Source organism: Butyricimonas muris (genome assembly GCF_046365375.1).
Taxonomy (GTDB): Bacteria; Bacteroidota; Bacteroidia; order Bacteroidales; family Marinifilaceae; genus Butyricimonas; species Butyricimonas muris.
Genome location: NZ_JBKEIT010000011.1, coordinates 66089 through 78967, shown reverse-complemented (window position 1 = coordinate 78967; position 12879 = coordinate 66089). Strand labels below are relative to the sequence as shown.

11 protein-coding genes are annotated in these 12879 nt (G+C 45.0%); 7 read left to right on the top strand and 4 right to left on the bottom strand.

Going from position 1 to position 12879, the window contains the following annotated elements; translation table 11 throughout:
* Nucleotides 1–5: 5 nt before the first annotated feature.
* Together xseB and dacB are read left to right on the top strand one after the other, a co-directional pair.
* Nucleotides 6–203 (top strand): exodeoxyribonuclease VII small subunit, encoded by a 198-nt coding sequence (gene xseB, locus ACK8P8_RS17285; protein WP_099293239.1) that lies wholly within the window; start codon nucleotides 6–8, stop codon nucleotides 201–203.
* Entirely contained in the window at nucleotides 200–1576 is a 1377-nt protein-coding gene (gene dacB / locus ACK8P8_RS17280) for a D-alanyl-D-alanine carboxypeptidase/D-alanyl-D-alanine endopeptidase (RefSeq protein ID WP_369858705.1), read from the top strand. Before xseB ends, dacB begins: the two co-directional genes overlap by 4 nt.
* 45 nt (nucleotides 1577–1621) lie before the next feature.
* Here dacB and ACK8P8_RS17275 read toward each other — a convergent pair whose 3' ends face one another.
* Nucleotides 1622–1948: a DUF5684 domain-containing protein gene (locus tag ACK8P8_RS17275; RefSeq protein ID WP_186976569.1), complete on the bottom strand. Its 327-nt coding sequence runs from the start codon at nucleotides 1946–1948 to the stop codon at nucleotides 1622–1624.
* Between the two features lie 141 nt (nucleotides 1949–2089).
* Here ACK8P8_RS17275 and ACK8P8_RS17270 point away from each other — a divergent pair, with 141 nt between their 5' ends.
* On the top strand, nucleotides 2090–2695 hold the full coding sequence (locus ACK8P8_RS17270) for an ATP-binding response regulator (protein ID WP_255469534.1): 606 nt from the start codon (nucleotides 2090–2092) through the stop codon (nucleotides 2693–2695).
* A 112-nt stretch (nucleotides 2696–2807) separates the two neighbouring features.
* On the opposite strand, the gene dnaK is transcribed toward ACK8P8_RS17270, so the two are convergent.
* Nucleotides 2808–4715, bottom strand: a complete 1908-nt coding sequence (gene dnaK / locus ACK8P8_RS17265; RefSeq protein ID WP_186976571.1) for a molecular chaperone DnaK — start codon at nucleotides 4713–4715, stop codon at nucleotides 2808–2810.
* A gap of 651 nt (nucleotides 4716–5366) precedes the next feature.
* Between dnaK and ACK8P8_RS17260 the strand changes: the two genes are divergently transcribed.
* Both ACK8P8_RS17260 and ACK8P8_RS17255 read left to right on the top strand, forming a co-directional pair.
* Complete coding sequence (locus ACK8P8_RS17260) at nucleotides 5367–8414, top strand: tetratricopeptide repeat protein (protein WP_369858704.1); 3048 nt, start codon at nucleotides 5367–5369, stop codon at nucleotides 8412–8414.
* A gap of 11 nt (nucleotides 8415–8425) precedes the next feature.
* Complete coding sequence (locus tag ACK8P8_RS17255) at nucleotides 8426–9160, top strand: dolichyl-phosphate beta-glucosyltransferase (RefSeq protein ID WP_292269284.1); 735 nt, start codon at nucleotides 8426–8428, stop codon at nucleotides 9158–9160.
* Between the two features lie 3 nt (nucleotides 9161–9163).
* On the opposite strand, the gene ACK8P8_RS17250 is transcribed toward ACK8P8_RS17255, so the two are convergent.
* Nucleotides 9164–9427, bottom strand: coding sequence for a GNAT family N-acetyltransferase (locus ACK8P8_RS17250; RefSeq protein WP_099294667.1), 264 nt, complete (start codon nucleotides 9425–9427; stop codon nucleotides 9164–9166).
* Nucleotides 9428–9523: 96 nt separating this feature from the next.
* Between ACK8P8_RS17250 and ACK8P8_RS17245 the strand changes: the two genes are divergently transcribed.
* Nucleotides 9524–10360 (top strand): endonuclease VIII, encoded by an 837-nt coding sequence (locus ACK8P8_RS17245; RefSeq protein ID WP_099293227.1) that lies wholly within the window; start codon nucleotides 9524–9526, stop codon nucleotides 10358–10360.
* An 18-nt stretch (nucleotides 10361–10378) separates the two neighbouring features.
* Nucleotides 10379–10870, top strand: a complete 492-nt coding sequence (locus ACK8P8_RS17240; protein ID WP_410026108.1) for a GNAT family N-acetyltransferase — start codon at nucleotides 10379–10381, stop codon at nucleotides 10868–10870.
* 234 nt (nucleotides 10871–11104) lie between these two features.
* Here the strand turns inward: ACK8P8_RS17240 and ACK8P8_RS17235 are convergent, their stop codons facing one another.
* Nucleotides 11105–12604: an IMP dehydrogenase gene (locus ACK8P8_RS17235; RefSeq protein WP_099293223.1), complete on the bottom strand. Its 1500-nt coding sequence runs from the start codon at nucleotides 12602–12604 to the stop codon at nucleotides 11105–11107.
* Nucleotides 12605–12879 lie beyond the last annotated feature (275 nt).

The window sequence follows — 12879 nt, the reverse complement described above, 5'->3', positions numbered from 1 at the left end:
TTATTATGGAAGAGAATTTGACCTATAAATCAGCGATGGAGGAGATTGAGAACTTGGTAAAACTCTTGGAAGAAAATAAGTTGGATGTAGACGAGTTGCGAGAAAAAGTAAAGCGGATAGCCGTGCTTGTCGAATTTTGTAAAGAGAAATTACACAGTACGGAGGAAGAAGTAAACAAGGTGTTGAAATCCATTGCCGAATGATGAACTTCTGGGGAACCGTTATTGTTCTCTTGTTGACATTTGGTCAAGGAATCGCGCAGAATCCCGATAAATTGCAAGCCTTGTGGCAGCAGGAGGGACTGAAACACGCGGCGATCGGCGTGAGCGTGAAGAATGTCGCCGGCGGCGAAGTCGTGTATGAACATAACCCCGGAATGGCTTTGCGTCCGGCTTCCGTGTTGAAGCTATTGCCCACCTCGTTGGCTTTGAAGTTGAAAGGTGACTCGTTGACCTATCAAACTAAAGTATTTTACACGGGAGAGATAAAAGAAGGGCTCCTTCAAGGAAATATCGTTATAGAGGCCGGGGGTGATCCCTGTCTTGATTCGAAGTATTTCAAAGATGCTGTCTTTACGAAACGTTTGGTGGATTCGATCGTCGGACTGGGTATAAGACGTATCGAAGGAGCCGTTATTATTCAGGGCGAGGGGGAACAACCCTATATTCCGGGTTCGTGGCCTTGGGAAGATATTGCCAATTACTACGGGGCTTTGTATCACCCGTTCAATTATCGGGATAACGCGTACACGGTCACTTTGGCATCCGGGAAACCGGGAACACGTACCCGTGTCGTATCTGTCATCCCGTCAGTACCGGGAGTGAAATTACAAAATGAGGTTTTAGCCTCCGTGAAGCAACAGGATGACGCGTGGATATATGGTGGTCCGGAGGCTTCCGTGCTGTTGGCGCGAGGGACTATACCTGCCAACCGTTCTTCTTTTGCCGTGAAAGGAGCTATGCATAAACCGGCATCGGTTTTTCGGGCAGAGATAGAGAAAGAATTGAAAGCGAAAAACATTATCGTGGAAAAGAAAAAAGGTGTTTCTACCGAATGTCGCGAATGGTTTACTGTTGAATCTCCGTTACTAAAAGAAATCGTTTTCTACACGAATAAAAATAGCGTGAATCTCTTTGCCGAAGCATTGGGTGCGCTGGTAAACCCTTCGGATTTTGAAACTACGGTGAAACAAGAATTAAGTGTTATCGGCATTGATTCAACGGGAATCACGATAAAGGATGCTTGCGGGCTTTCTCCGTCCAATGCCTTGCCTGCAGAGGTAATCACGGATTTGCTATTATGGGCGAAAAGTCATTTGGGAGATTCTTTTTTTGCTTCCTTACCCCGAGGCGGTATTGACAGGGGGCTGCGTGTATATTCAGCCGATCCGGTATTAGGCGGTAATTTAAGAGCGAAAACGGGTTCTATGTTTGGAGTGCGTGCCTTGGCCGGATATTTGTCAACACGGAATGGAGAAACATTGGCATTCACCATATTCGTGAATAACTACACGGGAGACCCGGTGAAAATTCAAGAAACTATACGGGATTTTTTGCGAGAACTGGCAAACAGTTAGTAAAGTTCATAAGATGCATGCACCTTATGAACTTTATAAACTTATTTATTCATTTTTGAACGTGGCATCTCCGAAAGCCAACATCGGTAACGTGATGAAACCGAAGAAAATGGTTGCAATCGTGAATCCGACGCCTTTACCGAATTTGGCAAGGAACTCGTGTAACATGATGATAGAAAACACGAGGTTTGCAATCGGCACGAAAATGATGATCAAAAGCCACCACCACGGTCTGTTGATGATTTGAAGCATCACGTAAATGTTGTAAATAGGGATAATACCTTCCCAACCTTGTCTGCCGGCTTTTTCGAAGATTTTCCACATGGAAACCAACATCAAAACGACAATAAGCAGATAAATTAATCCGACCATAATTTTGAATTTTTAATTAAACATTTATAGTTTGAATGAATATTACTCCACGTTTAGCACACATGCTAAGTATGGCGCAAAAGTATAAAAATTGAATGTTCTGCAAAAGTTTTTTGCTATATTCTTATAAAGTTTTTACACTTGAACGGTAGAAAGATAAAAGTAACCACAATCTTTGATCGTTTCACAAAATTGAATACCTTTGCCCGAGGTTCGGGATTAGGATTGGCGATATGTAAGATGCTGGTTGAAAAAATGGGCGGAGATATATCTGTCGAATCCGAAGGGGATAAAGGTTCTATTTTTAAATTTACAATTCCTTATCAAGAAATTGCAATCGAAACAGGAATGAACGATATGGAAAATAATGAAACAAAAGAAAGCGTAAGTGCCGGTAGAACAATTCTGGTCGCGGAAGATGTTGAGAGTAATTACCTTTTATTGAAAGCTATTATCGGAAAAATTTATACATTGGTTCACGCGTGGGATGGGCAAGAAGCAATAGATTTATTCAAACAATCAAACCCCGACCTTATCCTCATGGATATAAAAATGCCGGTACTGGATGGTTTGGCTGCAACCCGTGTGATTCGGGCGGAATCTAAAGAGGTACCAATCATAGCCTTAACCGCTTTCGCTTTTGATGACGACCGGGTGAAAGCATTGGAAGCCGGATGTAATGATTATCTGACAAAACCATTATCAGCTAACTTGTTAAAAGAAACGATAGCGAAATATCTTAAATAAATAGTCCATAAAATTCGTAAGGTTTATAAAGTGGCATTATTACCTTATAGACTTTATAAATCTTACGAATTTTATGGACTAAAAAAGGGACTGTTTTTCAGCCCCTTTTTTCTTATTTCACTTCCTCGAAATCAACGTCGGTTACTTCTTGATCTTTACCACCATTGTTCGGTTGTTGTTCCGCGTGAGGTGCACCTTGTTGTTGTCCGCCGGCTTGTTGTTGGGCGTTATACATCTCTTGTGATGCAGCTTGGAACACGTTGTTCAATTCATCGATTGACGAGTTGATTGCGGCAACGTCTTGAGCCTTGTGAGCGTCTTTCAGTTTCTGCAAAGCGGCTTCAATCGGTTGTTTCTTGTCCGCGGGCAATTTATCTCCAAACTCTTTCAATTGCTTTTCGGTTTGGAAGATCATACTGTCGGCTTTATTGATCGTGTCGATACGTTCCTTTTCAATCCGGTCAGCTTCGGCATTAGCGGAAGCCTCGTCTTTCATTCTCTTGATATCAGCGTCCGAAAGACCGGATGATGCTTCGATACGGATAGATTGTTCTTTTCCGGTAGCTTTATCCTTGGCAGATACTTTCAATATACCGTTGGCGTCGATATCGAAACTTACCTCGATCTGTGGTACACCGCGCGGGGCTGGTGGTAGACCGTCCAAGTGGAAACGTCCGATTGTCTTGTTGTCTTTTGCCATGGGACGCTCTCCCTGCAATACGTGGATCTCTACTGACGGTTGGTTATCGGCAGCCGTTGAGAATACCTCTGATTTCTTGGTCGGAATGGTCGTGTTGGACTCGATCAATTTGGTCATCACGCCACCTAACGTCTCGATACCCAAAGAAAGCGGGGTTACGTCAAGCAACAGCACGTCTTTTACCTCTCCGGTCAATACACCACCTTGGATAGCGGCACCTACTGCCACCACTTCGTCCGGGTTTACACCCTTTGACGGGGCTTTGCCGAAGAACTCCTGTACCTTTTTCTGGACAGCCGGGATACGGGTAGAACCACCTACCAAAATCACTTCGCTAATCTCGGAAGCGCTGATGTTAGCGTTTTTCAAGGCACGGCGACATGGTTCGATCGTGTTTTGCACCAGTTGGTCAGTCAGTTGCTCGAATTGAGCTCTTGTCAATGTTCTTACCAAGTGTTTGGGCATTCCGTCTACCGGGAAAATATACGGCAAGTTGATTTCCGTTGACGTGGAACTTGACAACTCTATTTTCGCTTTTTCTGCCGCTTCTTTCAGACGTTGGTGAGCCATCGGGTCTTTCCGGATATCCACGCCTTCGTCTTTCTTAAATTCGTCTGCAAGCCAGTTGATGATTACGTCGTCGAAGTCATCACCACCCAAGTGAGTATCACCGTCGGTTGATTTTACTTCAAATACTCCGTCACCCAATTCAAGGATAGAAATATCGAAAGTACCACCACCCAAGTCGAAGACAGCGATTTTCATGTCTTTGTCTTGTTTATCCAACCCGTAGGCCAAAGCGGCAGCCGTCGGCTCGTTGATAATACGCTTAACCGTTAATCCGGCAATCTCTCCGGCTTCTTTTGTGGCTTGACGTTGAGCGTCATTGAAATACGCGGGTACGGTGATTACCGCTTCCGTAACTTCCTGTCCCAAATAGTCCTCGGCGGTTTTCTTCATTTTCTGAAGAATCATCGCGGAAATCTCTTGCGGAGAATATTTCCGGTCACCGATTTCGACACGCGGGGTGTTATTGTCACCGCGTACCACTTTGTAAGCTACCCGGTTAATTTCTTTTGCTACTTGATCATAGGTTTCACCCATGAACCGTTTGATAGAATATATTGTTCTCGTCGGGTTCGTGATCGCCTGACGTTTTGCGGGGTCACCTACTTTTCTTTCGCCATTGTCAACGAAAGCGACGATAGACGGTGTCGTTCTCCTTCCCTCACTGTTAGGGATCACCACGGGTTCGTTACCTTCCATTACGGCAACGCAAGAGTTCGTGGTTCCCAAATCTATACCAATTATCTTTCCCATATTGTTTAATATTATAATGTTATTATTTTCAATACTTGTTTTTCGTTCTTTGTCCTCGAATAGTTTCAAGAACATTAATCTTTTATCAAACGGTGTGCCAGCCGGAAAATTGGAATATTTAATGACATGATTACTGACAGAACGTCACGATTTGTCATAGATGAGGCTTGGATATAGAATTGATCCTTGTAACGTTCTGTCCGGTTTGTCATGTTATCTTTATGACGATGCAATCTGAGGCTTGCGGGAAGCTGTTTTCTTACCGGAAAGTAAACTTTCTCGGTTTTTTGTCATTCCCTTAAAATGTTATTGTGTTGAATCCCAATACAATATTCGATGTAGTTCCGATGTAATAAGGGATCAAAGACGTTACACCTTCGATACAAAGACGTTTCAAAGACGTTCACGAACGTCTTTGAAACGTCTTTAATCTGAAGATGCATTGAAATAGAGATACTTATACATGGGTGGTATATCGGAAATGCCTAGGTATTAGATGCTTGTCATGTTTTTGGAAGGTGATAAAAATATGCATATTAAATACTTTTTAAGAATGATGTTTGCTATAAAGTTTTTTATTATATTTATCCCCTTAGAAGAGATTCAATCAGGCTAGAAGATAATATAACTTGTTGTGTAAAAGAAATTATAGTGGAAGAGAACGTGAACAAAGCTATCCAAGTGATTGGTTTTAGCGGAAATACAGATTTTCATGAATCCCCCTTGGATTCGGGTAATGACTTTCGGAGTAACTTTGTTTTGTTGAGGTCGGGATGTAGTCATGAAGAGTTCTTGAAGACACTTCAGAACGTGGATGCTGACGAGGTCATGTTGGTCGATCTTGACCGGGTGGCGGTAAATACTTTGTCAACTTTTGTGCAGGCATATCGTAAGTCATGCCGGAAAGAGCATTTGTATTACGTGTCGGGACAAAAACGGAAATTATGGTTCGGTTTTATGGATGTGGCATTGTGGAGAGGGGATCGGGTAATCACGGATTCTCCGGTATTGATCGGGCAGAAGTCTTTGTTCATGCGATCATACGCCGGGCAGGATTTGGACGATAACCTGTTGCGGGCGGTAAGTTACAGTTTGCAGAAAGCATACGTGAAATTCAGTCGTTTGGAGACAACGGTCACTTGGAAGGAAACAACCGCAACTTCTAATCCGGCTGTCAACTATTTGTGGCGGGTACCGTTTCAATTTCTGGTATCCGGTCGTTTTTTTACCACGTTGTTCGATTCCGGTAATCGTGCCCGACGGGATATGGTCTATCGTATGCTGATGTTGCTTTTCGGGATATTCGTGTTTTTCTATATGCCTTACGTGAGCAAAGATTACGGTATTAGTGGCGATGAGTTTGTAGACCACCGTCATTCCGGTTACGTGTTGGATTATTTCATGAAAGGGGATAAGGCGGCTCTAAATCAGCCGAAAACGGCGTTACATCTTTACGGAAACTCGATGCAGGTCGTGGCGGCTGTTGTGGCAAACGTGATCGGTGCGGATGACGTGTACGCCGTGCGGCACGTGGTATGTGCCTTTGTCGGGGTGCTGGGGGTTATCGTTATCGGACTGATGGGATTGCGTTTCGGGGGTGGGTTATGCGGTTTGCTGTCCATGTTGATGCTTTTCTTCTCGCCGCGTTTTTTCGGGCATAGCATGAATAATTTGAAGGATATACCTTTTGCCGTGGGATATTTGGTTGCTATATTTTATTTTGTCCGGTTGTTCGATCGTTATCCCGTGATAAAACTGCGTCACGTCATTGGTGCCGTGTTGGGTATCGCTTTGGCATTGGGGACTCGTTCGGGAGGTTTGCTCCTGTTTCCTTATCTGGTGATGTACGGAGGTTTATTCTATATCCTTGGGGTAGGTTTCAAGGAATTTTACAAGTTCTTGAAATACCGGAAAGAGGTGGAGAATATCCTGTTTCTTATCGTGATCGTGTTGTTTGTCGGCTATTTCTTGTCTATTGTCACGTGGCCTTTTGCCATGGCTCGTCCTTTCACGAACGTGGTCTTTTCTTTGAAGGAGTTCACGAATTATAATATCGGGTTGCGTACCATATTCGAGGGACAACAGATGATGTCCAATATGTTGCCCGTGCATTATGCCCCGAAATACTTGATGATCGCGTCGCCGCTGGTGGTGGTGATCGGTTTCTTCGGGTACTTTATTTTTATGGTTTCGAGGAAGAAAGAGTTTTCATTACTTTCTTTCTTTATCCTGTTTTCACTGGTGTTTCCCGTGTTCTGGGTGATTTACCAGAAATCGAATTTATATGGCGGAATCCGGCATTTGTTGTTCGTTATGCCGTTCATGGTGTTGCTGGCTGCCCGTTTCTGGACATTGTTGCTGTCCGTGGCTCCCAAATACCTGAAACTCGTGTCGGCGTTCGGGTTTATCGGTTTGCTTTTCCTGCCGGCACGGCATATGGCAGTGAACCACCCGAACGATTACGTCTATTTTAACGAACTGGTAGGAGGGGTGAAGGGTGCTTATGGTGATTACGAAACAGATTACTATTATAATTCTTTGAAAAAAGGAGTGGATTGGTTTAAGGCGAACGTGGATTACAAGGGACGTCCGGTCACGATCGTCACGAATCACAGTGCCAATTTGCAACACTATTTCCGGAAGGATACGAACGTGACGGTGATTTACAGCCGATATTACGACAAGTATAGTAAAGATTGGGATTATATGATATTCGGTAACGTGTATATCAATAGTTACCAGTTGAAGAACGGGCTTTTCCCCGTGAAAGAGGGATTCCTTCATTCCGTGGATGTGGATGGTTTGCCCATGTGCGTGATCGGGGAACGTACTTCCAAAAAAGATTACGGGGCGATATTGTTGGAAAAGGAAAAGAAATACGCGGAAGCCGAGACGGAACTGGAGGATTATTTGAAAGCCCACCCGTGGAACGAGGAGATGTGGATGCGGTTGGCGAGAATGTATTACAGCGCGCACAAACACGAGGATGCCTTACGTTGTGCCGGGGAGGCGTTGAAATGGCAGCCCCAACTGATGGATGCGTTGAATATAAAGGCTCTCAGCGCGTTGGAGTTGGGACGTTATGCCACGGCGCATCAGGCTGTCGATGGTATGTTGGCTCAGAATGACGTGGCTTCTTCGTCCTATTATTTGAAAGGATTGATTTATTACACTGAAGGGAAGGATAAAGAAGCCCTCGATCAAGTGAATAAAGCGTTGCGTTATAACGGACGTAACGATCAGGCTCTGGCGTTAGGTGGTGATATTCTGAAACGTAACCGGAGTTACGCGAAAGCTATCGAAACATACGAAAAGGTGGTGCGGGCAAAGAAAGCGGACGAGAAGGTATTGCTTTCACTGGCAGAGTGTTATTGCCGGGTGAAGAACTACAAAATGCTGGAACAGGTTACAACTTTGCTGCACGAGCAGGGACGGGATAAGGTTACTTTGCGGAAGATTGAGATACGGGCTTTCTTGCAACAGAAAAAGTCGGCGGAAGCACGTGAATTGTTACTGCAAATGAAGGACGTGAAAGAGGATAGCGAGTTGATGTTGCTGTGGGGATTGTACGAATTGACAGAGGGGCGGCGTGCTTCGGCGTTGGAATACGCGAAGAAAGCCACGGAACTTGATCCTCACGATTGGGAAGCCTCGGAATTGCAGAATGTACTGTCCAAAGGGGGCGACATCCGATTATAAAAAGAGACGCGATGAAAAAAATATGTATTATAATACCTTGTTATAACGAATCCCAACGTTTGGAAGTATCCAAATTCCGTGATTTCGTGAGGCACGACGAGAGATTTGATTTCTGTTTCGTGAATGACGGGAGTAAGGATAACACTTCCGAGGTTTTGCGCCGGGCTGTAGCCTCGGAACCGGAACGGTTCCTGCTGGTGGATAACGCCGACAACCGGGGAAAGGCGGAAGCCGTGCGGAGTGGCATGCTGTACGCGGCTTCGTTGGGACGGTATGCGGCGATAGGCTTTTTGGATGCCGATTTGGCTACCCCGTTAGAGGATTTGCATTTGCTGTCGGAAGAGATGGAGTATAAGCAGGGGGTACAGATGGTAATGGGAGTCCGGTTGAAACGGTTGGGGGCAAACGTGCAGCGTAAAGCGTATCGTCATTACTTGGGGCGGGGATTCGCCACGTTGGTTTCCGTGCTGTATCAGCTTCCCGTGTATGACAGCCAATGCGGGGCGAAATTGTTTAAAAGCGAGTTGGTACCCGTGATTTTTAAAGATAGTTTTAATTCCAAATGGCTCTTTGACGTGGAATTGATTTTGCGGGTACGGAAGGAGCATGCCGACTACGACAAAATCATTCACGAGGTACCTCTCGACACGTGGGTGGAGAAAGGGGATAGCCGTATAAAGTTCACCCATTTATTGAAGATGCCGAAGGAGTTGTTTAATATATACTGCCAGTACATGGCGAAATGAAAATCAAAGATATTCCGGGTGTCTTTTTAACCAGACGACAGCGTAAGAGCAAGTCGCTTTGGGTTTCAACTCGTTGGCTTTCGCGTATTCATAGGCGGCTTCGGTCAATGCCCCGGCTATGCCTTGTCCCTCTAATGCCGGGGGTACAAACGTGTGGATGATATCCAGACTACCGTCGTGTAAATAATATTCCGCGTAGGCTGTCATGCCTCCGATTTCGATTTCAAACCGCTGTTTGTTGGGATAGTGAGTGATTTTGTAATTCATAAGTTCTTTTTTATCGTGTACGAAAGTAATAAAAAGAATGTTATGGTTCATTTTTTTTATTCTATATTTGAAAATAAAACAATAAAACAGAATGATATGATAGAAGCACCGGAAGCAGTTTGTTTGGCAAGGCAATTGAATGAAACGATCAAAGGAAAGCGTGTTACTTATGTATTGGTGCGTCACACGCCGCATAAATTCACTTTTTCTTGTGGAAACCCGGACGAGTATCCCGAAATGTTGCAAGATAAAATCGTGGGAGAGTCATGTGCTTACGGGGGAATGGTACAGGTAAACGCGGGGGATGTAAAACTTGTGTTCACGGATGGGGCGAATTTACGTTATTATGCACCGGGGGCGAAATTGCCGGACAAACACCAGTTGCTCGTGGGATTCGAGGATGAAAGTTGTATCATCGTTTCCGTACGCATGTACGGGGGAATACTTTGTTTCGCGGGCGACTCGTTCGATGGCGGGTTGAACGCCTATTACAGTTGCGCCAGAACAAAGCCGCAAGTGATGTCGGATGCTTTTACCAAGGAGTATTTCTTGGGATTGATTAACGCCGGGGACGTGCAAAACAAGAGCGCCAAAGCATTTCTGGCGACGGATCAGATGATTCCCGGTTTGGGAAACGGGGTGTTACAGGATATCCTGTACAATGCCCGTGTTCATCCGAAAACGAAGATCGCTACTCTATCCGTGCGGCAGCGGGAAGAATTGTATCATCACGTGAAAGATACCACGCGTGAAATGCTTGAGAAAGGTGGTCGTAGCTCGGAGAAAGATTTGTTTGACCGGAAGGGAGGATATATTTCTTATTTATCCAAAGATACGGTCGGGACTCATTGTCTTCGTTGTGGCGATACGATATTGAAAGAAAATTACATGGGAGGAAGTATCTATTATTGTAACACCTGTCAGAAATACTGATACTTAAATTCGTTCTATATGAGAGCGATAGAGTGTGTACGAAAAGCTACTATCCGGGATATTCCTGCCTTGAAACAGTTATTCCGGGAAACCGTCCTGTCAGTGAACAGACAGGATTACACGGCAGAAGAAGTGGCAGACTGGGCTTCCTGCGGGGAAAATGACGAACGTTGGGAGAAGATCGTGTATTTTTATTATACTTTGCTGGTAGAAGATGAGGACGGTCATGTGTTGGGATTTGCCGCGCTGTCGGCAAAAGGATATTTGAATTCTATGTTCGTGCATAAAGATTTTCAAGGGCAAGGTATCGCTTCAACCCTGTACGGTTTTATGGAGAGAAGAGCCCGTGCCTTGAAAGTATCGGCAATCACTGCAGACGTGAGCCTCACGGCTTATCCTTTTTTCCGGAAATTGGGATTTGTGGTGGAGGAAGAACAGAGTTACCCTGCCAACCGTCTATTCCTGAAGAATTACAAGATGGTAAAATACTTGGAATATGATGAAGAATAAATAGGTGATATTATATTAAGTGGTGTTTGTAGAGTAGAGGATATTTCATATATTATTGAGTAAAAATACTCACTCCATTGAGTAAATTGTTATGTATGTATAAAAGAGAGCAATACCTTTGAATCGGCAATTGGAGTTCATATTTCCTGTTCAAAAAAAATACCCGTTGTTTATCTTTCCAACGGGTATTTTTGTGTGAGTTTATAGTATGTTGCCTGATAAACTCGTGTTTTTTTATCTATTGTGATCTTTCAAGATTACATCGTGAGCGCCGCCTTCCACGATACTGGTAGATGAAACCAGCGTGATCTTGGCGTTTTTCTGCAATTCGGGGATAGTGGTTGCCCCGCAACTGCACATGGTCGATTTGATCTTTCCGATGGTTACGTCCAGATTATCTTTCAATTTTCCCGCGTAGGGAACGTAGCTATCCACTCCTTCCTCGAATTTCAAGGATTCGCTGCCGCCCATGTCGTAACGTTGCCAGTTGTGCGCGCGGTTGGAACCTTCGCCCCAGTATTCTTTCACGTAGTTGTTTCCCACCATTAATTTTTTGGTGGGGGACTCGTCGAAACGGGCAAAGTAACGTCCCATCATCAAGAAGTCGGCACCCATGGCAAGAGCCAATACCATGTGGTAATCGTGTACCAGACCACCGTCACTGCAAATAGGCACGTAAATTCCGGTATCCTCGAAATACTTGTCACGGGCTTTTGCCACGTCGATAACGGCAGTCGCTTGTCCGCGTCCGATACCTTTTTGCTCGCGGGTGATACAGATGGAACCGCCACCGATACCTACTTTGATAAAGTCCGCTCCGGCTTCAACCAGATAACGGAATCCGGCTTGATCTACTACGTTTCCGGCTCCCACGAGTACTTTGCCGTTGTATTCTTCCTTGATCCATTGCAAAGTTTCTTTTTGCCACTCGGAGAATCCGTCGGACGAGTCGATACACAACACGTCTACTCCTGCTTCCACGAGGGCGGGAACCCGCTCTTTGTAATCCCGTGAATTGATACCCGCACCGACAAGTAATTTCTTGTCCGTCATGTTCAACAGTTCGTTCGGGTTATCCTTGTGGCTATCGTAGTCTTTGCGGAACACGAAGTAAGCCAGATTCTGGTCTTTGTCTATGATGGGCAATGTATTCAACTTGTGATCCCAGATGATTTGGTTCGCTTCGCTGAGAGTCATACCTACTTCTCCCACGGTTAGTTTGGAGAACGGGGTCATAAACTCTTTTACTTTCCGGTCTTTCGGGTCTTTCTCCCCGCGGTAATCCCGGCTGGTTACCAATCCTAGCAATTTGCCGTTCGGGGTACCGTCGTCAGTCACTCCCATGGTGGTGTGTCCCGTCCGTTTCACGAGAGCCAGCACGTCAGCCAAGGTGGCTTCCGGGGTGATGTTCGAGTCGCTGGTAACGAATCCGGCTTTGAATTTCTTTACCTTGCGAACCATTTCGGCTTGCGATTCGATGGGTTGCGAGCCGAAAATGAATGACAATCCGCCGTTACGGGCAAGCGCTATCGCCAGTCCCGAGTCGGAAACCGACTGCATAATCGCGGAAACAAAAGGAATATTCAGCTCGATAGCCGATTTTTCGCCTTTTTTATACTTCACCAAAGGTGTTTTCAATGAAACATTGGTAGGAATACACTGTTTCGTGGTTAAACCGGGAATAAGCAGATATTCTCCGAAAGTTCTTGATACATCGTCCAAATAGATTGCCATAGAGTTTATCTTTATACGAATTGATTAAAAATTGGGCAAAGATAGTAAAATCCGCCGAATAATCAGGGTGCGTGTGAGGTTATTTTTTATCGTGTCTTGATTTCACGGAAAATATACCGTATTCCTAGGGTAATAATACCTCACGTTACTTGCAAGTCGCTTCGCTCGCGCTTGTTGCGCCCTTGGGGAAGGGGGCTGTAACGGGGGAATACCCGTGCTGTGACCGGGATGAGGTAGCATTACCTTGGGATTACCGTGGGAACACGGGGGATATT